This window comes from Nostoc sp. 'Peltigera membranacea cyanobiont' 213 (assembly GCF_002245975.1).
In the GTDB taxonomy this organism is placed as follows: Bacteria; Cyanobacteriota; Cyanobacteriia; order Cyanobacteriales; family Nostocaceae; genus Nostoc.
Map to the genome: position 1 here is coordinate 1 of NZ_NOLI01000027.1, position 19,821 is coordinate 19,821.

27 protein-coding genes are annotated in these 19,821 nt (G+C 41.0%); 9 read left to right on the top strand and 18 right to left on the bottom strand.

All coding sequences use genetic code 11. The features are described from left to right. Positions 1–222: 222 nt before the first annotated feature. The 3 genes from CDG77_RS10330 (at position 223) to CDG77_RS37465 (ending at position 1,967) form a co-directional block, all read left to right on the top strand. Complete coding sequence (locus tag CDG77_RS10330; protein WP_223269766.1) at positions 223–711, top strand: rhodanese-like domain-containing protein; 489 nt, start codon at positions 223–225, stop codon at positions 709–711. Between the two features lie 499 nt (positions 712–1,210). Beyond that, positions 1,211–1,657 (top strand): glycosyltransferase, encoded by a 447-nt coding sequence (locus CDG77_RS37460; protein ID WP_223269767.1) that lies wholly within the window; start codon positions 1,211–1,213, stop codon positions 1,655–1,657. A 49-nt stretch (positions 1,658–1,706) separates the two neighbouring features. Then, complete coding sequence (locus CDG77_RS37465) at positions 1,707–1,967, top strand: hypothetical protein (protein WP_223269768.1); 261 nt, start codon at positions 1,707–1,709, stop codon at positions 1,965–1,967. Here the strand turns inward: CDG77_RS37465 and CDG77_RS10340 are convergent. After that, positions 1,952–2,653, bottom strand: a complete 702-nt coding sequence (locus CDG77_RS10340; RefSeq protein WP_094329300.1) for a DUF547 domain-containing protein — start codon at positions 2,651–2,653, stop codon at positions 1,952–1,954. The two genes, CDG77_RS37465 and CDG77_RS10340, sit on opposite strands and share 16 nt — an antisense overlap. An 842-nt stretch (positions 2,654–3,495) precedes the next feature. On the opposite strand from CDG77_RS10340, the gene CDG77_RS36400 reads away from it, so the two are divergent. Then, entirely contained in the window at positions 3,496–4,458 is a 963-nt protein-coding gene (locus tag CDG77_RS36400; protein WP_094329301.1) for a pentapeptide repeat-containing protein, read from the top strand. A 92-nt stretch (positions 4,459–4,550) separates the two neighbouring features. Here CDG77_RS36400 and CDG77_RS10355 read toward each other — a convergent pair whose 3' ends face one another. The 3 genes from CDG77_RS10355 to CDG77_RS10365 form a co-directional block, all read right to left on the bottom strand. Then, positions 4,551–5,390, bottom strand: a complete 840-nt coding sequence (locus tag CDG77_RS10355; RefSeq protein ID WP_094329302.1) for a WD40 repeat domain-containing protein — start codon at positions 5,388–5,390, stop codon at positions 4,551–4,553. A gap of 82 nt (positions 5,391–5,472) precedes the next feature. Beyond that, complete coding sequence (locus CDG77_RS10360; RefSeq protein ID WP_094329303.1) at positions 5,473–6,075, bottom strand: hypothetical protein; 603 nt, start codon at positions 6,073–6,075, stop codon at positions 5,473–5,475. 253 nt (positions 6,076–6,328) lie between these two features. Then, positions 6,329–6,802 carry a hypothetical protein gene (locus CDG77_RS10365; protein WP_094329304.1) on the bottom strand — a complete coding sequence of 158 codons (474 nt, stop codon included), beginning with the start codon at positions 6,800–6,802 and terminating at the stop codon, positions 6,329–6,331. Positions 6,803–7,111: 309 nt separating this feature from the next. Here CDG77_RS10365 and CDG77_RS10370 point away from each other — a divergent pair, with 309 nt between their 5' ends. After that, on the top strand, positions 7,112–8,278 hold the full coding sequence (locus CDG77_RS10370) for an IS4 family transposase (protein ID WP_094329353.1): 1,167 nt from the start codon (positions 7,112–7,114) through the stop codon (positions 8,276–8,278). A gap of 209 nt (positions 8,279–8,487) precedes the next feature. Here CDG77_RS10370 and CDG77_RS10375 read toward each other — a convergent pair whose 3' ends face one another. Further along, positions 8,488–8,658 carry a CopG family transcriptional regulator gene (locus CDG77_RS10375; RefSeq protein ID WP_190233948.1) on the bottom strand — a complete coding sequence of 57 codons (171 nt, stop codon included), beginning with the start codon at positions 8,656–8,658 and terminating at the stop codon, positions 8,488–8,490. A gap of 424 nt (positions 8,659–9,082) precedes the next feature. Between CDG77_RS10375 and CDG77_RS36405 the strand changes: the two genes are divergently transcribed. Then, positions 9,083–9,244 carry a hypothetical protein gene (locus tag CDG77_RS36405; RefSeq protein WP_190233945.1) on the top strand — a complete coding sequence of 54 codons (162 nt, stop codon included), beginning with the start codon at positions 9,083–9,085 and terminating at the stop codon, positions 9,242–9,244. Positions 9,245–9,269: 25 nt separating this feature from the next. Here CDG77_RS36405 and CDG77_RS10380 read toward each other — a convergent pair whose 3' ends face one another. Beyond that, entirely contained in the window at positions 9,270–9,476 is a 207-nt protein-coding gene (locus CDG77_RS10380; RefSeq protein WP_094329306.1) for a hypothetical protein, read from the bottom strand. Between the two features lie 112 nt (positions 9,477–9,588). On the opposite strand from CDG77_RS10380, the gene CDG77_RS35345 reads away from it, so the two are divergent. Then, on the top strand, positions 9,589–9,915 hold the full coding sequence (locus CDG77_RS35345; protein WP_143856996.1) for a hypothetical protein: 327 nt from the start codon (positions 9,589–9,591) through the stop codon (positions 9,913–9,915). Between the two features lie 246 nt (positions 9,916–10,161). On the opposite strand, the gene CDG77_RS10385 is transcribed toward CDG77_RS35345, so the two are convergent. Continuing rightward, a complete protein-coding gene (locus CDG77_RS10385) occupies positions 10,162–13,185 on the bottom strand; it encodes a CHAT domain-containing tetratricopeptide repeat protein (RefSeq protein WP_094329307.1) in 3,024 nt (1,007 codons plus the stop codon). Positions 13,186–13,289: 104 nt separating this feature from the next. Then, a complete protein-coding gene (locus CDG77_RS36410) occupies positions 13,290–13,451 on the bottom strand; it encodes a hypothetical protein (RefSeq protein ID WP_181154439.1) in 162 nt (53 codons plus the stop codon). 852 nt (positions 13,452–14,303) lie between these two features. On the opposite strand from CDG77_RS36410, the gene CDG77_RS38480 reads away from it, so the two are divergent. Both CDG77_RS38480 and CDG77_RS10395 read left to right on the top strand, forming a co-directional pair. Further along, positions 14,304–14,426 (top strand): hypothetical protein, encoded by a 123-nt coding sequence (locus CDG77_RS38480; protein ID WP_262985147.1) that lies wholly within the window; start codon positions 14,304–14,306, stop codon positions 14,424–14,426. Between the two features lie 332 nt (positions 14,427–14,758). Beyond that, positions 14,759–15,508 carry an SDR family oxidoreductase gene (locus CDG77_RS10395; protein ID WP_094329308.1) on the top strand — a complete coding sequence of 250 codons (750 nt, stop codon included), beginning with the start codon at positions 14,759–14,761 and terminating at the stop codon, positions 15,506–15,508. Positions 15,509–15,778: 270 nt separating this feature from the next. Here the strand turns inward: CDG77_RS10395 and CDG77_RS10400 are convergent, their stop codons facing one another. From CDG77_RS10400 to CDG77_RS10450, 10 genes are all read right to left on the bottom strand, one after another. Beyond that, positions 15,779–16,099, bottom strand: a complete 321-nt coding sequence (locus CDG77_RS10400; RefSeq protein ID WP_094329309.1) for a hypothetical protein — start codon at positions 16,097–16,099, stop codon at positions 15,779–15,781. Next, positions 16,039–16,377, bottom strand: coding sequence for a hypothetical protein (locus tag CDG77_RS10405; RefSeq protein ID WP_094329310.1), 339 nt, complete (start codon positions 16,375–16,377; stop codon positions 16,039–16,041). Before CDG77_RS10405 ends, CDG77_RS10400 begins: the two co-directional genes overlap by 61 nt. A 14-nt stretch (positions 16,378–16,391) precedes the next feature. Continuing rightward, positions 16,392–16,733: a hypothetical protein gene (locus CDG77_RS10410; RefSeq protein WP_094329311.1), complete on the bottom strand. Its 342-nt coding sequence runs from the start codon at positions 16,731–16,733 to the stop codon at positions 16,392–16,394. Positions 16,734–16,969: 236 nt separating this feature from the next. Further along, a complete protein-coding gene (locus CDG77_RS10420) occupies positions 16,970–17,743 on the bottom strand; it encodes an ERF family protein (RefSeq protein ID WP_094329313.1) in 774 nt (257 codons plus the stop codon). 18 nt (positions 17,744–17,761) lie between these two features. After that, positions 17,762–18,022: a hypothetical protein gene (locus CDG77_RS10425; protein ID WP_094329314.1), complete on the bottom strand. Its 261-nt coding sequence runs from the start codon at positions 18,020–18,022 to the stop codon at positions 17,762–17,764. Positions 18,023–18,030: 8 nt separating this feature from the next. Then, positions 18,031–18,258 carry a hypothetical protein gene (locus tag CDG77_RS10430; RefSeq protein WP_094329315.1) on the bottom strand — a complete coding sequence of 76 codons (228 nt, stop codon included), beginning with the start codon at positions 18,256–18,258 and terminating at the stop codon, positions 18,031–18,033. Beyond that, entirely contained in the window at positions 18,255–18,470 is a 216-nt protein-coding gene (locus CDG77_RS10435) for a hypothetical protein (RefSeq protein ID WP_094329316.1), read from the bottom strand. The genes CDG77_RS10430 and CDG77_RS10435 overlap by 4 nt, the downstream gene beginning before the upstream one ends. Positions 18,471–18,537: 67 nt before the next feature. Then, positions 18,538–18,957 (bottom strand): hypothetical protein, encoded by a 420-nt coding sequence (locus CDG77_RS10440; protein WP_190233946.1) that lies wholly within the window; start codon positions 18,955–18,957, stop codon positions 18,538–18,540. Between the two features lie 3 nt (positions 18,958–18,960). Continuing rightward, entirely contained in the window at positions 18,961–19,233 is a 273-nt protein-coding gene (locus CDG77_RS10445) for a hypothetical protein (RefSeq protein WP_094329317.1), read from the bottom strand. 1 nt (position 19,234) lies between these two features. After that, positions 19,235–19,801 (bottom strand): hypothetical protein, encoded by a 567-nt coding sequence (locus CDG77_RS10450; RefSeq protein ID WP_094329318.1) that lies wholly within the window; start codon positions 19,799–19,801, stop codon positions 19,235–19,237. Between the last annotated feature and the right edge of the window lie 20 nt (positions 19,802–19,821).

The following is a 19,821-nucleotide window of genomic DNA, read 5'->3' on the forward strand; positions in this document are numbered from 1 at the left end:
GATTGTAACAATGTTCAACTGTTTTCCTATGAGTAACCACCAGTGAGTAAATTGTGGGCTTCCACGTCCGTCATGAGAACCTAGAAGTGATAAAACTGTGTAAAACAGAGATAGAGAAGTGGTTAAGTGGCATCGGGTTGCAACTAAAACCGAGTAAAACAAGATTAGCTCATACCCTGAACATACCTGTACTCAGGAAGTCTAGGTACGTCACAACTATCTATGAAAAACGAAAGCATACTTTTACAAATGCAATCACTTACGTTTAAATTTCTTAAACTTCTGATTAGATTGAAGTTTCCTAATGTTAAGGAAATTACAAGCAAGGAATTCGCTCAATTGCTATTAGATTCTGGAAAGCCATGGCCATTAGTGCTAGATGCACGAAGTCAGACAGAATATGCGGTGAGCCATATCGAAACAGCAACACAGATAGATCCTCTTATACCTGACTTAGCAGTACTTTCTACAGTGCCAAAAAACAACCCAATTGTCGTGTACTGTTCCGTTGGCTACCGTAGCGCCAAATTAGCCCAGCAGCTTAATGAAACTGGGATGAAGTGCATTTATAACTTGAGCGGTGGGATTTTTCAGTGGGCAAATGAAGGAAGGCTTATTTTTAGACACAATCAACCTACACAGTTTGTACATCCTTACAATGCAATCTGGGGAAAACTGCTGAAAGCTCGTTACCATGCTTTGGAGCATTAAACTCAAGTTGCAAGTGACTTTTTCGCAGTCGTAAGTAAGTTTTGTAATGGGGATTTAGACCCCGCAAACACATACTTGCGGCTTGATAGAAGCCTGGGACTTAAACCCACCGAGTGAGAGTTCTTCACTTGCGAAAAAGCAACTTTGTTAAACCAATTCGCAAGCTTCAATTCTTGGTGTTGGGTAACTGCCATACTTGGGCTAAGTCAGCAATATCTATCATTTACTAATAGTATCCTGTAATATATAACCCTTGTCGCTTATCCAGTTTTTTTTGCTGCATCAAACAGTTTTGGTGGCGATATCTTTTTATGTATTGCAATGGAATGAATGGCAGAACCGCAAAATTTTTAATTATTAGTATAGCAACCGTTATGGTAACAAATACTTTGTATGAAATGTTTATAAAACGTCTCAACATTGTCCGATTTCTCTTTGGGCTAAAGCCGAACGACATCAACAAGTAGAATAGAGATAACGATAAAACCATTAAATCGATATGTCTCAAGTTTCTATTATCATTCCTACTTTAAATGAAGCAACTAACTTAGGGCGGACATTGCGCCAACTGACTTTACTTAATCCTCCTCCTGACGAAGTGATAGTTGTAGATGGTGGCAGCCAAGATCAGACGGTGACAGTTGCAAAGCGAATTTTTGAGTCATTTAATCAAACTTTGAATGTACAATTTCTTTTATCTCAACAACCAGGGCGTTCTCTTCAGATGAACTATGGAGCATCAGCAGCAACTGGAGATATTATTTGCTTTCTTCATGCAGATACTTGGGTTCCAGATGATCTAATTACCGTCATCAACAAGACTCTGGCAGAACCTACCATTGCCTGTGGCGGGTTCATTTCTCTGATGTCAGGTTCTCAAACAACTCGTTGGGGTATCTCTCTACATAATTATTTANAAAACCTATTACGCACCACTGTTATTTAAGCCTCACCTATTTTTCCGAGGATTACGTCTGTTGTTTGGAGATCAAGTAATGTTCTGTCGTCGGATTGATTTTTGGGATTGTGGCGGATTTGATGAGGCATTGCCGATTATGGAGGATGGAGATTTATGTCTAAAATTAGTTAAAAAGGGACGTATTTATCTGGTAAATCGGATTGTTCATTCCTCAGATCGTCGCGTAGCCAAATGGGGTAGCTTCAAAGCAACTGCAATTTACCTTTATATTGGCCTTTTGTGGGGGATTCGCGTTAATGCAAATTATCTTAAACAGTTTTATCAAGATATTCGCTGATTTAAGCTCCAGTCATAGTGAAGATAGGATATCCGCGTTGAGCCATTAAGGGGATAGTCTGTTTTCAAATAGGAGCGAATGTATTCGGGAACGGAGGGTGCAACCTTTAAAAAATCCTGACGATACCACTTTAAGATTTTATTACAGTAAAGTGTTTTGCTCTCAATATCATAACGGACTTTTTCAGGGTTATTTATGAAACGACGTGCATCTTCATCTAATTGCTGACTGACTTGCGACCCAAAGTAGGCTCCAGAACGTAGTAAAGGACAACCAACCGAAGCACAGACTATCGCAAAATGAATTCGTGGCTCCTGCAATTTGTCCCGTAGAATAGAGTTCTCAATTTTAGCTAAACTATAACTTTCCCCAAACATATAATAAGCGCGACGTTGGAAGAACCACAAAAAAGCTAGCCAGTTGGGAATCCCTAAAATTCGCGGACGAATCGATTCTATTGGGTATCTCTCCAAAATTGTCGAAATGGTGAACGCATTGTAAAGGTTGATCCACAATGCCAATTGTTCGAGATTATTGCTATTAGATTTAAAAGCCAGATTTTTTTGGCTGGCTAACCAATCTACAATTGCTTGGGGTTGCTCTTTTTTCCAAGCTACATAGTCTACACGACCCTGTTGATCAACATACTGACGCAACAAGCTGTCCCAAGGTTCAAAATCAATCATTATCGCCCTAGTTGANGTGTTAGCTGTTNTTTGAACCTATTGGGCGACTACCGTCTATCTCTAGAGTATCTGAAGATAGAAAATTACTTTTAGCGATCGGACGTTGACCGTCTATGTCAATAACAGNTTCAACCTCTAAATCNCTAGGGTCAATTGGACGCTTACCGTCTACAGTTAGCATCTCATGTTCTTGAAAAGCGCTNTTCNCGATCGGGCGTTGACCATCTATATTAATTGTTTTATCATAATCGNTTTCATTTTTCCCAATTGGNCGCTCACCATCTATATTAATTATTTCTTTAATTTCAATATTACTTGGATCGACTGGACACTGACCATCTATATTAATTGTTTTATTTGTCTGTATCAGTTCCTTAAATGATGAATCTATATCAGTTTCATCCCCTATTTCCTGCTGACCCACTTTATCTTTAGTAATATCAACTTGCTTTGTGTTATCCATATTTGCCATCGTGATTCTAAGATTATTTAGCTACTACCAATATTACCTGAAGAATTGTATTTTTTTTCAAAAAATACACTGGAAATTAGCTAGAAAGCAGAAAAATTATGATTTTTTTTGCAATTCTTTTGTCTAATCTAAATAGAGTACTCATGTAGGAATAAAAAATCCTCTATCACAGCACATAATGCATCTATGACTTAAGAGGTAAGAGGGATTTGTCGTCTCTCAAGAAACATACAGCAGGAGAGAAATGGGGTTTTCTTACAGAGGCTACGCTTTGCTTTAAGAGCGATGTCTACGACGGGCTGTCCGGTGTCGCTACTTCCTCCATCCCCAGATTTCCTTACCCAGCAACCCAACTTTTAACAGCCCAGCCATGCCCCAAGACTTTTCCGGTCAAAATCTCAGACGTCGTTCTTTTAAAGGTCAAAACTTGGCTGGGGCAAACTTTAGTGATGCGGATATTCGAGGAGCAGATTTTACGGATGCTATTCTAAGAGGGACTAACTTTAGCAATGCAAAAGCTGGACTGCAAAAGGGTTGGGCTAGTTTTCTAGTTTGTGTTTCGTGGTTGCTCTCTGGAATTTCAGGATTTTTCTTAGCCATCACTGGAGGCTTGATAGTTTCTATATTTAATAGCTCAACTTTAGAGACTAAGGTTTCAGGCTGGACTGCCTTAGTCGTTGCCCTCATTGGAGCCGTCGCCGTCGCTTTCACCGTCGCCCTCGTTGTTGCCTTAGCCTTAGCCTTGGATTTGGCCAGGGCCTTTTCCTTCGCGGTCGCCTTAGCCTTAGCCGTTACCTTAGTCGTTGCCGTCGCTCTCGCCTTTTCCTTCGCCATCGCCTTTTCCTTCGCCATCGCCTTTTCCTTCGCCATCGCCTTTTCCTCCGCCATCGTCTTGCCTTTCGCCATTACCGTCGCTGTTGGCCTCGTCGTCGCTGTCGCATTAGGACTGGACAAAGCCAAAGCCTTAGCCTTCGCCATTACCTTGGTCTTCGCCGTCGCTGGAGCCGTCGCTGGAGCCTTAGTTTTCGCCATTGCCTTGGTTTTCATCTTAGCCAGAAGTGGAGCCGAATCCATCGTCTTCCTCGGAGCCGGAGGTTTGTCCTTCGTCGTCACCTTCGCCATCTCCTTTACTGTATTTATACTTAGTACTTACATTGCTAGGAGGGCAATGAAAGGAGATGAAAAATACGCCATTATTCGCAACATTGCTGTTGTTTTTGCAACCTTTGGTGGTACTAGCTTTCGCAACGCAGATTTAACTGATGCTAATTTTACAGGAGTCATACTTAAAAGTACGGATTTTAGAAAAGCTATTCTGACTCGTACTTTTTGAGCGAGAATACCCATAGTTAAAGTTAAGTTCTGTATCTGTAACCAGCTTCTCGTTTTAGAAGTTCCCGTGCGCCAAAAATAGGGCTAATGCAGTTATTTAATTTGCCAAATATGTATAGTACTATCCTCATTGCTACTAGCAAGGGTTTTACCATCCCGGCTCAAAGCAAGCCCTAAAACCGAACTGGAACCATCTTGAAAGGTATGCAACGGCTTTAAAGTCTCTAAGCTCCACAGTTTAATACTGCCATCATAATTGCCGCAGATGAGAATTTTTCCATTCGGGCTAATGGCAAGAGATTCAACTGAATTAAAATTATCACTAAAGTCATGCAGCAGTGGGAGCAATGCGATTTTACTCACAAATCCTGAGTGTGCAGGAATGGTATCAAGCAGCTTAAGCGTGTGTAAATCCCAAAGCTTGATTGTGCCATCGTCACTGCCACTAGCAATCAATCTACCATCTGAACTAATCGCAACGGTTTCTACTGGTTGGGTATGCCCACTGTCGCTATTAAGCACAAGAAAAGTGCGTAAATCCCAAACCTTCATTGTTGGGGTGCTTATCCCAGCAGTTACAATCCGCTTGCCATCTGGACTAATCGCAATCGAAGTGACACCATCTGAGTGAGCTTCTAAACTACGCAGCAATTTTCCGGTACGTAAATCCCAGAATTTAATTGTATTATCTCTACCTGCACTAATCAGGGTTTGCCCCGAAGAGCTAATCGCAACTGCTCGAACACCAAAAGTCACTTTTTTATGTCCAGTCAGTGTGTGAACAAGTTGAATCTGTGGTTGGGACTGAGTAATTGTACTCTTGTCTATGGGAAGATTTGAACTGGAAGAATCTACATTAATAACAGTAATATTTACTACAATTGCTAAAACTATAATGACTGGTCTGGATTTGAGAAAATGCAATAATTTCATGGTGCCCAGGAACGCAATTACATAACATGGTTCCCATTGGATGGGACGCGATCGCTTATAAATAGAGCAAATCAAATCTTAGTTAATCAATTGGTTCTTTGGTGCAATGTAGATAATTTGAATTAACCCATCCTGACAAACCATTAATTCTAGTATTGGGCCCTTGAACGACACTTACATAAGCCCAGATCCCCTCTTGTTTCTTCAACAAAACATTATTGCCATTATCAAGACCTGCCCTAGATTGTCCATTCGGGCTATCACGAAGTGCCAATTGCCCAGATGTAATATTCACTACATCACAATAAGTTACACCCTTGAGAGTTCCTACATTTTCAGTTGTCTCTACTAGTTGACGGCGTAATATCTGCTTATCTTTGTTGTAAATATTCAAATACATTCCTTCATTGGCATTTTCACGCCAGGAAACTGAATAAGTATAATCGCCATTTTCCCAAGTAATACCCCGATAACCATTATCACGCCAAGATGTTCCATTTTCTAAATTTATACATTTCCCCTGAGCATCACAACCTCTGTAGGTTTTGCCATTTTCTCCATAATCCAAAGTAATTGTAAATTCTCCAGCAAGGTAAGTCTCCGCTTTTGCATAAGTAGCAGTTACTCCAATAAAGAAAACAGTCAAAATTGCAGTCAAAAACAATCCTTTTATGCGTTTAATCATATTTACCTCTAGAATTTTCTAAAAATCAGAAAAACTTTTCAAAATTAGTATTTATCTTGTAATCTGGTAGGTTTTTTCTCTTAATTAAGCGGATGATTACATCTTTAATAGCATTTTATTTATCAAAGTATGAAATTTATCTATTTTCAATAATGGGATTATAAATAAAACGTAAAAACTAGATAATACTAATAACACTATAAAAACCATTTAAATGAACAAAATATTACAATTTAATTCCCAAACAGGTTACTTATACTTGTCCTTGAATAATTTGAGTTAATTCACTGCGGCTGCGATTTGCTTCTGACCAAAAAGCTACCCAAAAAATCATTAGCATCAACATCGGCATACCTACAAATAGCGCAGCCATATAATTAGGCATAGCCCCTGTCAACGTTATCGGAATGACTGCACCATACCAGGATAAAAACCAGAATCCTAAAAATGCCATCACAAAAGGATGTATCCTCATTTGTACATGAATCAAGGTTTGGTGAGATTCTACTTCAAAGCGTCCTCGAATCACTGGTAAAAACGAGTTCCGATAGTGAATTATGCGACTGATTTGAAACCCTGATTCCGAAATGGTTCCTTGATAAGGGAGGTGTTTCTTAGAGAATCTAAATACTTTTGTCGGTTCAACTTGTGCATTCAGCCGTTGCAGAACTAAAGGCAGTTCATCAGGTGTCAAAATCGTAAAGCTATTGTCGGGTAATACTTTCATGTTGATTGAGGTTGCTGACTGAGAATAAAACCTTGATAATTTGTAATATGAATCCTCTTAGTTTATTCAACACAGGGTCTTACTTTAAGTTTTCCCTTAACAGTAGCTTTTCTAACACAAAAGCTCCCCAATAAAGATCCAAGGAGTATGAAATAGTTGTGACTATAACTCAATACGGTTCAGTTAAGCCTCAAAGTCATGTAAATTGAGCATTGTTCCCAAGAATGGAAATTAAATGTGGTGCATCTGAGAGATTTTTCGTTGGTGTGTCCCGATATACAAAATGGTGACTTGCTTAAAGCAATCGAGATGGCTATTCCAGCAACGGCAATTGAACAAGCGATCGCTAATACTCAAAGCGAAGAAGAACGCAAGCGGTCTCTACCAGCACAACTGGTGGTAAGCCTTGTAATAGCAATGAGTTTGTGGTCAAAAGATTCAATGCGGGATGTACTTAAGAACTTGATTGATGGTTTAAGTGAGGCATGGATTAAGGTTGGGAAATACTGGCGAATACCTTGTAAGTCAGCCATTACACAAGCCCGACAGCGATTAGGGGCAAGGGTAATGAGCCAATTATTTCATCAATTAATACGGCCAATGGCGACACAGGAGACATTAGGAGCATTTCTCAATGGGCTAAGAATTGTAGCCATTGATGGCACTTGTTTCGATGTCCCAGACAGCGATGAAAATGCGAGAGTTTTTGGTCGTCCTGGCAGTCGTCCTGGGACAGTAGCAGCTTTCCCAAAAGTCAGATTAGTAATCTTAATTGAAGCAGGTACGCACTTAATTTTTGATGCTTTGATGTGCCCATATCGTATGGGAGAGCGTGTACGAGCGTTAAAGTTGTTACGCTCAGTCACCACAGGAATGTTATTGATGTGGGATAGGGGCTTGCATTCTTATGCAATGGTACAGGCAACAGTTTCCCAGGGATGTGATTATTTAGGCAGAATACCTGCCAATGTTAAGTTTCTCGTAGAACAACCTCTCAGCGATGGCTCCTATTTGTCTAGGATTTACCCATCAGGAAAGCTCCGAAAAAAGGGTTCTCAGCCAATACTAGTACGAGTGATTGAGTATACTATTGAGCATCCAGAAAACCCAACTGAACAACTTACATATCGCTTGATTACTAGCTTATTAGATATTGAAAAATTTCCGGCAGAGTTGTTAGCTAGAGAATATCATCAGCGTTGGGAAGTAGAAAATACCATTGATGAATTGAAAATACACCTTTTAGGGCGAAAAACTCACGTTCGTTCCCAAAAACCACGCGAAGTAGTGCAGGAAATATATGGCTGGTTGTTGGGACATTGGTCAGTAAGGGTGTTAATGTTTCAAGCCGCAACTACTGCCGGGGTTCCACCATTACGTCTGAGTTTTACAGGAGCATTACGGGTCATTCGTCGTGCTATTCCTAAGTTTCAACGCTTACAGCCAGAAGAATTCCCCCTTTTTTCGATTGGTTAACCGTAGAGATTCTGGATACGTTGTTACCCGAACGAATTCACCGTACTAACCCCAGGGTTGTGAAAAAACCTGTATCAAAGTTTTGTTCTAAAAAGCCAAAACACAGAGGTACTGGAAAACGAGTAGAAGCTCCGAAGTTTCACATCACTAATAAGCTTCTTACCCTTAACTGAACCGTATTGGACTATAACTTGTGTGAGAATAGCGGTTCAATTTGCATTTGGTGTTTGTTCGGTTGGCAAAGAGCGAATCAACTCTCGAATCACATCGGTTGCTGGTCGTCCTGTGATTAAACAGTATTTTTCTAATCTTTCTGCTTCCCCTGATGCCAGATTAATTGTGAGTCGTTTAGTCGCCCATTTCTTATTCACTGATTTAATCAACTCAAATTAAAACTACTTCTCTAATATCAATCATTCAAACTGTTATCACAATGATAAAAGTAATGATATTAGCCTCAAGAAGCTGTAAAGTAAATACTAATAAGTGTAAAGCCGTAGTGAAGAGTTTAAATTTAGTTTAAGTGATGAAGATTAAGTAATTTAAAGGCAACAATTATAAGTAGAACATAAGCTAAAAGTTTTTCTGTAATTAAGCATTCAGTGTAAATACATGGTAACTAGCAGCTTACCGACTGCATTGCTAGGGGCAATTTTGAACCAACCGGAGTTAAACCAATTCGCAATTACGTTTTGTAACGGGGATTTAGACCCCGACACAAAACGTGCTGCCTATATTGCTGGGGACTTAAACCCCCAAAGTTCGTTAAGTTCGGGAGAATAATACTGGGAGCAATGCGAAAATGTGAGATCGGGGTTTAATTATCAACTACATCGCCATATTCTCAATAAAACCAGGTTTATTTCGTTGCGATCGCATCCCGAAATACCTATTTCCGTTCTCGGTTTTAGCACCTCACAAAATCGCATTGCTCCCATAATACTTTCGTTAAGCCAAGCACGATAGCTTAACTGCCTGCTGTAGGCGATCGCTATCCTTTTAACTCATTGGCACAAGGCTTTACACCAACACGACTGCTATCAATCCAATAGCCAATGTCAGGGCGACTGGTGATAATCTTGGGTGCTTCAATTATCTCTGCGCTCGCCTCCGGCAGGCGGTTACGGTATTGAGCCGAGATACAAGTAAAAAGCAGCAAGATGGTCTGAAAAGCCTTGCTGTATATAATTTTGAGCATTTTTGAAACGAAAGTAGGATTTTGCCTGAAGATACTTGCAGTCCGAGGGTCAATAATTGCTTTTCGCCTACCAAAGAGAATTATAAATACTCTGTGGTAGAAGGCTAATATTTTGGACTATAATCCTTTGCCTGTAGGAGTTACAGACAATTTATTGCGAAAGATACTCAAAGTCCTTGCTGTAAAACCTGTAAATAAAATTAATAAATACTCGCCATTTGATATCAAAAATGATATTGATGATTGTCTCATAGAATGGCACAAGGAGCGATGGGCGTTGGCGGAGTCTCTCTTTGAGAGAGCAATGCTTTATAGCGAGCGATCGCTTCTGACAAGGTTAAATACAAAAAATTACCGTTTTTATCAAGTATTTCGTATTCAATTTCAAACTCCCCAAAACCCTGACCAAAGCACTTCGCACTGCTTCACGAGAACGTAACATGGGTGCCCATTGGACTTTTTACCGAAGAAAGGCAGAGGGCAGGAGGCTCAGTTGGCAGAAGGAATAAAATATATACTTTGCCCTCTGCCACAGGGTTTAAAGCCCCTAAATTCATTTATGAAAAAAGAAGAAAATATGTATTTCGAGATGCGTAGCGCATATTTACTGCGTCAATTGTTGAATCCCCTAAATTTATTTATGGGGATTACCTTCTGCCCTCAGCATAGCAGCATAGCTGCCTTCTCAATTGTTCCACCATTCTCCCTGCACCGTAAAAGCTGCCCATTCATAAGGACTACGCCCGTCTTGCCATAACTTCCTTTGGGCGGCACGCAAAGACTCCGCCGGGGTTTTTCCTTGCTGTAACATCTGTTTATAAAATTCCTGCATTAATACTGATGTGCCTTCGTCACTAACCTGCCACAGCGACACCACAACCCGCGCTGCACCTGCATACATAAACCCGCGTGTCAAGCCGACTAAACCCTCACCGTTGACATTTTTACCAAGTCCAGTTTCACAGGCACTCAAAACAATTAACTCGGCTGGATAATCTTGGTTAAACAAATCAGCCAAGCGCAAGTAGCCGCTGATGGGGTTGCCTTTTTTATCAAATAATGACAGTACAATCCCAGATAACTCTGGTTGGTCTTGATTGACAAAACCGTGGGTGGCAAAATGCAGAATACGGAATTGATTTAAGGCGCTGCTGGTTGCCCAATTGTAGTTAGCATCAAAATCAAAGACTTCCACGCTGTTTGTTGAAGGTATCAGTTTTAAGATTTCTTGAGCTTCTGTTGCTGTGTTTTCTAGTCTACCCCAACCATCGGGTTTGAGGCTTCTGGCGGAACGTTCCAGGGCAGAACGTTCCAGTTCTAATTCCGAAGGAAGTTGGTTTTTTACGGGTTTATTTGCCACTCGTGGGTCGGTAGCACTATATACTGGATCGGCGAGAATAGCCAAAGCTTTCGGTGCTTTTTGGCGATGAGCGAGTTGTTGGCGTTGAAAGGCGATAGTTGAGACTGAGGGTAAATTGACAATTTCATGGTTTAGCATCAGTGGTTGGTATTTCACCTGTCCACCAGCGCCGCTTTTTGCTTGGGGGATGATGTCAGCTAAAGCCGCAAAGGGAATGGTTTGCAGCGCACCATCAGCCACAATTACCAACCGCTTTTGGAGTAATCGATCGGCAACAGGTGCGAGGATGATTTGACTAAGTTTTTTGGCGCTGGCAATGGATAAATCACTGGCTGTTGGGTGCTGCAAACTTTGATGTAACCTTGTGGCAATTTTTTCTATCTCTTCTCGTCCGGGGAGTGTGTAAGCTTGCATTGAGCTAGTTGTTACAGCCCACAAATAGCTGCGTTCTTCTCCCAAGGAATACTGCAATAGCAGGGTATCTTTATCGAGTTGTTGTTGAATTTGCGGTAATTTAAGAATGTCCTTTTCGGGGTCTGGATTTGTCAATTTCGCGTATACTGGGCTAGTAGTACGAATTTTGGCTTGGAGTTGTTGGTATTGGCTCAGGAGATTTGTGATTTCTGTAGCTAGTTTTTGAATAACTGCTTTGGTGTTCGAGTCGGTGTTATTAGATGAGGTTTCTAAATTTCGCCGCAGCGTATCTTGAGCATCAATTTGCTGTCGTAAACTGCGTTCTTGTTGTATGAGTTCTGGATTTGCCCCTTTAAAGATTTTGGCATTAGCTTCGTTTAACAACTCTATGAGACTTCTAGCGCGGGAGCGTTCGCTATAGTGCAGGGCTAATGCATCGTATCCAAGGGACGGGTCTTTTTTGTGTAGTTCCATCAGCAAGTCGATGTAGAATTTATAAACATCCTGCTGGGTGGCAAAATAGGAAGTGCGGAGTTCTTTGCTGTCAATTTTTGTGCGTAATTCTTCAATAATTTTGATAGCTGCTTCTACGTAGGTACGAGATGCTTGCAAGTTACCTCGACTTCGTTCTGAGTAGCCGAGGTTGTAAAGGGTAATAGCTTCAAGTGCTTTGTCACCGACAACTTGACTCAAAGGCAGAGATTGATTGTAGTATTTGAGTGCCTGCTGCTTATCTCCTAGTGAGTAGTAGACACCGCCAATATTGTTGAGGGTAGTAGCAAGCTGTGTTTGATCGCCGACAAGTTGACTCAAAGGCAGAGATTGATTGTAGTATTTGAGTGCCTGCTGTTTGTCTCCTAAATCATCGTAAACTAAGCCAATATTGTTGAGGGTAGTAGCAAGCTGTGTTTGATCGCCGACAAGTTGACTCAAAGGCAGAGATTGATTGTAATATTTGAGTGCCTGCTGCTTGTCTCCTAATGAATCGTAGACACGTCCAATATTGTTGAGGTTAATAGCAACGCCAACTTTGTCACCGACAAGTTGACTCAAAGGCAGAGATTGATTGTAGTATTTGAGTGCCTGCTGCTTATCTCCTAATGAATTGTAGACTAAGCCAATATTGTTGAGGGTAGTAGCTTCAATATCTTTGTTACCAACAAGTTGACTCAAAGGCAGAGATTGATTGTAGTATTTGAGTGCCTGCTGCTGATCTGCTAGTGAGTAGTAGACACCGCCAATATTGTTGAGGGTTTTTGCCTCCTGTGCTTGATCGCTGACAAGTTGACTCAAAGGCAGAGATTGATTGTAGTATTTGAGTGCCTGCGGCTTATTTCCTAATGTGTCGTAGACTAAGCCAATATTGTTGAGGGTAGTAGCTTCAATATCTTTGTTACCAACAAGTTGACTCAAAGGCAGAGATTGATTGTAGTATTTGAGTGCCTGCGGTTTGTCTCCCAATGAATCGTAGACTAAGCCAATATTATTGAGTGTAGTAGCAAAGCCAGCGTTGTCGCCGATTTCTTTTCTCAAAGGCAGAGATTGATTGTAATATTTGAGTGCCTGCTGCTTATCTCCTAATGTGTCGTAGACTAAGCCAATATTGTTGAGGGTTTTTGCCTCCTGTGATTTATCCCCTGCCTTTTGCCACAATACCAGCGCTTGAAGCCATTTCTCTATCGCCTGTCTAAGTGATTCTGCTGTACCTTGTTTGTAAAGTGCTATCCCTTCATCAAAGACTTTTTGTCCTGTGGCGCGGGTAACATCTTGCTCCCTTGTGGCTGGCTGCTGTGCAATTTGCGTTTGTTTGAGTGTGGCTTTTGCACCGACTGACTCAGATAACAATAGGACACTGAGTAAGCAGATTAAACTGTAAAACTTCAACTTTGGTTTTAAATATTTGAAAAAATCAGCTTTTACCGTTTTATTTTTCATATTCAACTTGCTATAGGACTCCTATTTGATTTTTGAAAAAGATTACGAGATAATACTGAGATGCATAAGTGCAATATCGGACAATTATAAACTAGATTTACAAACTACAAGACTCCTTGTTGAAGCCACCCAAAGAGCGATCGCCCAGGTTTGGGAGAAATCAGGTTTTTGTTTGGTGGCAAGTGGTGAACCAATATCCAAGATTGATTCGCAACGCAAGCGATGGCGTAACCGCTCTTTCCGATGGCGATTGCAGTCGGAGACAAACGCTGTAACCCCTATTCTTCCATTCTTCTTTTTTCTAACCGCCTAGAAAATGAGCTTTCCTCTCCTCTCTACGAGACGCAACTATTAACAGGGTTCCCAAATTCCGTTTAATGCCATCTCGAAGATTAATGAGCATTACTCATATCACAGCAAAACAAACGTTATCACCCTTTATATCAAAGCTCCAGAAGTCTAGCTATTGCTTGGGGATAATCGCCTGTCTATATACTAGTGTGGTAAAACTTACTAGAGAAGACGACTCTCTAAATTAGCCAAGTAACCCTTGGGGTCTTTGCGAAATCGATACTGTTCAATTCTGGCAATGCGTGGTGTTTTTGCAATTGAGAGCGTAATTCGAGCCAAGTATGAATATCAACTTGTGCTAAATCAGATGCGGTAAAGGAATGAAGCTTAGAGCCTGTCAAGAAACAACTTTTACAATTTATTATCTAGAAAGCTTACTGAGAAAGCATTTCTAGCTCAAAAGAGGCAAGGTTGTTACATGACAAGCTCTTTTTATACCGCAGACATGACTTATTTTGACATCGACGAATTTTTAGCTGTAGTTCTACTACCCCATTTAATGTTCTTATATGTCGAGGATTATTGTATTCATTCCACATTGCTTGACCGCACGAGGGGCATTTTTTTTGAACACAATCGAGTACTTCAAACGATGTTGCCTCTGGTTTTAAACTTTTTCTTGCCAAGTTTTTGCACCATTATTTCGCTACAAGGTCAAGATTACAGGATTTCCGCTCTTCTCTAGTAAGTTTTGCCACGCTAGATTTTATCTCAAACGTCAAAACCCTTTCAAAAAGTATTCTTTGTCTGACGTTTCATTATTATTGATGAAAGAGAAAGAACGACTTTCCAAATTTGGCATTGATTTAGAAAACCCGGAATTTCCACTTTTAGGGCGAGAATTACCAGACTATCTCTATGAAAAAACAGGCTACAAAGTGACAAAGTGACAAAGTGACTTTGCGAACCTTGTACTTAAAAGAATGTCACAAAAAGCGGCATAGTTAAATTATGAATTTGGTGTCACTAAAAAGTACTCAAAGCCATACAGGATGGGTGTCATAAAGGAAGTGGCAGGGTTGACGAAAAAAAATAGGGATGAAAAAAAGCCCTGTTTTTGGGGCTTTTTTCTGAAATGGGATCGAGAGTCATTGTTCTTCTGGAGCTAGTAGGTTCTCAACGTTTAAACTTTGTGAGAGGATTAACCCAGTATTTAAACTCAGCTTAAACATCTTGTTCTGAAATGTGATCTAAATTCATCACCACACAGGAGTGCTTAATCATGGCGCAGGACGAACTAAAGAACAAAGTAGCTTTGATTACTGGTGCAAATAAAGGTCTGGGGCTGGAAATGAGTCGTCAACTCGGACAACATGGATTGACAATTCTGATAGCAGCTCGTAACTTAGATGCAGCTAAAACAGCAGTGAGTAACTTGGAGAACGAAGGAATAATAGCTCACCCAATTGCCCTAGATGTCACTGATAGTAATCAAATTGAATCTGCCGTTCAACAAATTAGTGACTCTTTTGGTAGACTTGATGTCTTGATCAATAACGCGGGTGTGTTTTTAGATGGTGACTGGTTAACTAGTAATGCTAGTTCTATTTCTGTAGATATTATTCGACAGACATTTAACACAAACTTTTTTGGTTTAGTGGAATTAACTCAACGAGCATTGCCGTTAATATTGAATAGCCCTAGCGGTCGAATTGTAAATATGTCGAGTATTGAAGCCTCGTTAGCACTTCATGCTGACCCCAATTCATTCATCTATGATTCCAAACCATTTGCTTACAATGCTTCTAAGGCAGCAGTGAACTCATTCACGATTCATTTAGCTCATGAGTTACGCAATACTCCGGTGAAGATTAATAGCGCTCATCCGGGTTGGGTAAAAACGGAATTAGGTGGTGAAGGTGCAATGATGGACATCGCATCAGGTGCGAAAACTGGTGTTGAATTAGCGATATTGCCAAATGATGGCCCCAGTGGTGGGTTTTTCCATCTTGGTGAACCAGTAGCTTGGTAACTTATACCACGATTTGAAGCAGTGGCATAAGTTATTAGTCATTACGCAAATTTCTCACGATTTTCGTACACTCGATACTATTGACTATTGACTAAGACGGTAAATGGCGATTTATCCCATTCCTTCAATGTATGGGATAAATCGCCGTCTTTTGTAAAAAGTTGAGGATTATTCTTCTAACTCGGACTTTTCCATTTCTGGTGAAAAGTTAGCTCTACACTGCTCAAGTCATCTATTATTAGAGGCACTTCTCAGTATGTGGGCATCGACTTAAGCATTGGATATTGTCTCCAACTGTTGCTTGAGAATTACAATTTCGATTTGATATGCTTCAATTTCAGTTTGAAGTTCAGCGCGTAATTCGCTTGATGTAAGCGGGGAAATTTTTTGCTCTTCTAGATGAGACACTTCTGAAAAATCGTTATTATTTAGCACAGCATAACGCCAAGATTCGGTACACAAGCCAGTCAATAAATTATTGGGTGGATAATACTGAACCCCTACAATGATCCCCTGCTTGGTTCTTTGCCCTAACGAGTATTTTGGTGATGTCCAGTGATTTGGGATAGTGACAACTTTTGAAGTTTCCATACGATTTCAATTATTGTTGTTTTGACTGTGTTTGTACTACTCGCTGCTGCCTTTTCTCTACCAAAACCTGACCAATAGATCCCCCAGTACCCAGCCCAAACATTAGCCTTCTTTGCATGGCTAACAGCTTGTGTATGATTGTCAAAGGTTTTAGTTGAAGGAGATGCCCAGGTTGTTTTCAAAAAGCCCTGCTGACCAACGTGAACATCCACAGCACCATCTGATAATTCGGTAGTCTCTATTTTGTAGCCGCCATGTTTGGTTTTGTATTCTTTCATTACTGATTCCTTCTCTAAAATTTATCTCGTTGAATACTAAAACTTGCTCCGACTAAAGAACTACCCAAGAAGACGGAAAAACTGACCAACATTGCACCCAGGCAGATATTTTTCTGTTGCTCCCAACCAGAGATGATTATATTGGGATTATTAGTCTCGATAATCTCCAGCCCCCAACAAGCCATTGCTCCAACTCCCGCAAATCCGGTAAAAAGTAGAGAGATAATTGCAGTTGTTTCTATGGTGCGATCGATTAAAATCCTGGGGTTGAATCTTCTCCTAGTACGGCGGCGAAGAACCAATTTACTCTTGTGGTCTAATTGAGATTGGTAAACAATTTGTTTGTGGTTAGTCATTTTGCTTCGTCCAACTCCACAAAAAATCCTGCACCTGTATTTGTCACTTTTACCAGCTTGCGATTCACTAATGTTTGTATGACACAGAGGCTAAATTTGATACTACATAATCGAGCGCTTCCCCCACAACGACGGAGATACTGTAAGCACAGTGAGGACCGGTCAGTAGTGGTGGGGGAAGTGGATTTTTTCGGCATGATATTTTTTTATTGGTGTTATGAGAAGAAATGTTTACTTCAATTAAGTTCAGGTAATTGTGCAAGCGCTCCCTCCATCCATGCTTGAATCGCTTCCATCTCAGAAACACCTCGCAATAGAGCATCGATTACGTGTCTCTGATAAGAATTAACAGCATGATCGGGATATCCAAACTTATTACCAGCCCAAGCCAAACACATAGTTTTTACTAGTTCATCAATTTGAAGAAAATCAAGCTCACTTGGACTCGTAACATTTCGAGAATGCAGCCACTCTTTGACTAAATCGAGTGGGTAATTTAAAAGTGTGCGAACTTCTTTGACTCGTAAATCTTTTGGGCTGATTGATGGTGCAGTTACAGCTTGTTTTGCTTGCTGGACTCTAGGCTGTTGATTGTCTTTGCGGGGTCTAATATTATTCTGTGGTTGCTCTGTTTTTTGAGGAGTAGTTGCACCTTCAGCATCATTATCTTCATCTGCCGTCACCGATAAAATTGCACAAACTGCATATCGTCGTGCATAAGTTAATGCTGCACCAAACTTCTGAGAATCATTAATTTCGGGTAGAGGATAAGTGCTGGTGATATTTTCCCCAGATTCGTGAAAAATATGAGTCCGTAGCACTGTTTTACCTTCAAGGATTTCGGTAGTTTGAATTATTACCAATCCATGTTTACTGAGTCCGGGCGTGACAGCATCTAATACAGCATCTAGTGTTGCATATTTGCGCTTGTAGTGAGGATTAGTACCGTCTTTCTGAATGGGATTAAACTCTGACTTTGCCTTTATTAAAGCTTTGATTAGTTCTTGCATTGTCCGGCTCCTCTCACCTTACCAATCGTTTTCATTGATATCGCCAGACACTTTTTTGCTAGATTTAGCCTTAGTAATTTGAAACTCTGAGGCTTTTAGCACAGGCATCGCCGCTTGTTTTACCGAAGTTTTGGCTTGGTGATAGAGGAATTGGGTTATTCCATCCGCGTCTTCCCCATCCTCGACTTGCGCCCATAGAGAACAACCCAGTTCTAATGACTCATAGTCACCGAGATTGAATTTTCTTGAGTAGCTAACAGATACAGTTGTGAATTTCATTTTGGTTATCAATTTTCTTCGTTACTATCAACCATTTGAATGCTGAACATTAAACACAAATCGCTAGCTTTCACACCAATAATTCCTGGTTCAATTTCGGTAGATAATTCCTCAATGATTGAATGGAATCCAGGGTCTTCATCATTAATTTCTACTTCAATTAAACCTGTTTTGTTTGATATAACAGTTGCCCAACTTGGCAAAACTTGAGGAATACTGTTTGCGTAGAGTTTCATGATTTTGTTTCCTGATTAAACTTGACCTCAACGACTTCTTCAACACAACTCATCGCCTCGTTCAAATAATGCAGCACATCTCCTAAATGAGTTGCTGCTTCTGGATCAATCTTCTTGTCTGCAATCAACAAAAGCCAGTTTTCATCTTGGGCGATCGCCTGAATCTTTTGGTAGCAGAAGTTGAACTCTTGTAGTATCTCTATGGGTGACATTGCTATATTTGTTATGTAAGTAAAACAGTCTTATTGAGGAAGTGGGCAGCAACGCCCACCCCTTTCTTTACGCTGTAACCAAATGTTTTGCTTGTGGAACGTACTTCCTTAGCCGTTCCCACTCGTCACTCGTCAGTGCGTCAAATTCTTTATCGAATAATTCCTCTTCCGTGGGTGGTTCTCCCGTAGCCGTTGTTGATACCCTTGCCACATTCATGAAGTCGTCTAACCCAACTGCTGCATCAACCGGCTTGGCGTATCGAATCTTATCTACAGCATTCGACCAGTGGGTGATGTGCTGAAATATCACCCCAATCATGGAATCGCCTTTGTACACTCGATAGTTTCTGGGGCAGGCTCCGTCAGCGTAAACCAGCTTGTAGCCAGGAATCTCTTGCACCTCTGCATTGGGGTCTGTTGGAGGCAGGAGTATTTTCTCTAGAGGATTATCCGACTGGGCTTCTTGAAGAGAAAGTGTGGTAATCATATTTCATGTACCATGATGATTTCGATTGTCTAAATTTCGGTTGAACGGCGATTGCATTTCTCTTGGTATGCAACCGCCTTTCTCACTTTCAGTACCAGGAATTTCTTTCACCTCTGCATTCCTGTCGCAGGTAGGAGAATTCTCTTGGCAGTCATAGAAACCCGGATCTAAAAGTGTGATGTTACTTGCTGTGCTATGTGCAATGATTATTTGTAATTGCATATAGGAGGCGATTGCAGTTGCTTGGGAAGCAATCGCCCTTTCTACCTTCAGCAACTTACGCCGCTACTGCCGTTCGGACTCCCAGCAATGCAATCACATCTTTGGCACTGCCAGCAACCCGATTTACCCCGTACTGTCTTGGTCGAGCGTACCAACCTTGTTGATTGCACCCGACGAAGCCAACAAAGTGCCCGTCTTGAAAGAGTTTGGTGCTGAACGAGAGCCAGTCTATCTCACCGTGATATAGACCAAAAACAGTGCAGGCTTTTTCTAATTCATCGCTCAATCGTTCGTTGCGCTCCAGGGGTGTTTCCGGTAGAGTCGCTTTAACCTCTGCAACTCTTGTAGCGAAGCAGTTGCGGTCGAAGGGTAGTCGTCCGCCACCGACTAATTGCACCCATACTGTGATTCCGCCTTCTATCCAGATGGTACGCACTGTTTCGGGTTCCACTTCGATAATCTCACCAATGATGCGGCGATCTCTGTTGGTGAGAGGGTCTTGGGTTGGGGCTACAGCTTCGGCTTGGGTTTCGAGGTGGGTGTAAAGTTCTGCTTGGGCGAGGGCTTGCTCATCAACAGAAAAACTAGGACTTGCTTGCTGTGTATGTGTTATGTAGGTCATAATATTGATCTCCATTCAGT

Coding starts and splice junctions, on each gene's coding strand:
- CDG77_RS10330 (WP_223269766.1), top strand. CDS start 223: ATGAAAAACGAAAGCATACTTTTACAAATGCAATCACTTACGTTTAAA.
- CDG77_RS37465 (WP_223269768.1), top strand. CDS start 1,707: ATGTTCTGTCGTCGGATTGATTTTTGGGATTGTGGCGGATTTGATGAG.
- CDG77_RS10340 (WP_094329300.1), bottom strand. CDS start 2,653: ATGATTGATTTTGAACCTTGGGACAGCTTGTTGCGTCAGTATGTTGAT.
- CDG77_RS36400 (WP_094329301.1), top strand. CDS start 3,496: ATGCCCCAAGACTTTTCCGGTCAAAATCTCAGACGTCGTTCTTTTAAA.
- CDG77_RS10355 (WP_094329302.1), bottom strand. CDS start 5,390: ATGAAATTATTGCATTTTCTCAAATCCAGACCAGTCATTATAGTTTTA.
- CDG77_RS10360 (WP_094329303.1), bottom strand. CDS start 6,075: ATGATTAAACGCATAAAAGGATTGTTTTTGACTGCAATTTTGACTGTT.
- CDG77_RS10365 (WP_094329304.1), bottom strand. CDS start 6,802: ATGAAAGTATTACCCGACAATAGCTTTACGATTTTGACACCTGATGAA.
- CDG77_RS10370 (WP_094329353.1), top strand. CDS start 7,112: ATGGCTATTCCAGCAACGGCAATTGAACAAGCGATCGCTAATACTCAA.
- CDG77_RS10380 (WP_094329306.1), bottom strand. CDS start 9,476: ATGCTCAAAATTATATACAGCAAGGCTTTTCAGACCATCTTGCTGCTT.
- CDG77_RS10385 (WP_094329307.1), bottom strand. CDS start 13,185: ATGAAAAATAAAACGGTAAAAGCTGATTTTTTCAAATATTTAAAACCA.
- CDG77_RS38480 (WP_262985147.1), top strand. CDS start 14,304: ATGAAAGAGAAAGAACGACTTTCCAAATTTGGCATTGATTTAGAAAAC.
- CDG77_RS10395 (WP_094329308.1), top strand. CDS start 14,759: ATGGCGCAGGACGAACTAAAGAACAAAGTAGCTTTGATTACTGGTGCA.
- CDG77_RS10400 (WP_094329309.1), bottom strand. CDS start 16,099: ATGGAAACTTCAAAAGTTGTCACTATCCCAAATCACTGGACATCACCA.
- CDG77_RS10405 (WP_094329310.1), bottom strand. CDS start 16,377: ATGAAAGAATACAAAACCAAACATGGCGGCTACAAAATAGAGACTACC.
- CDG77_RS10410 (WP_094329311.1), bottom strand. CDS start 16,733: ATGACTAACCACAAACAAATTGTTTACCAATCTCAATTAGACCACAAG.
- CDG77_RS10420 (WP_094329313.1), bottom strand. CDS start 17,743: ATGCAAGAACTAATCAAAGCTTTAATAAAGGCAAAGTCAGAGTTTAAT.
- CDG77_RS10425 (WP_094329314.1), bottom strand. CDS start 18,022: ATGAAATTCACAACTGTATCTGTTAGCTACTCAAGAAAATTCAATCTC.
- CDG77_RS10430 (WP_094329315.1), bottom strand. CDS start 18,258: ATGAAACTCTACGCAAACAGTATTCCTCAAGTTTTGCCAAGTTGGGCA.
- CDG77_RS10435 (WP_094329316.1), bottom strand. CDS start 18,470: ATGTCACCCATAGAGATACTACAAGAGTTCAACTTCTGCTACCAAAAG.
- CDG77_RS10440 (WP_190233946.1), bottom strand. CDS start 18,957: ATGATTACCACACTTTCTCTTCAAGAAGCCCAGTCGGATAATCCTCTA.
- CDG77_RS10450 (WP_094329318.1), bottom strand. CDS start 19,801: ATGACCTACATAACACATACACAGCAAGCAAGTCCTAGTTTTTCTGTT.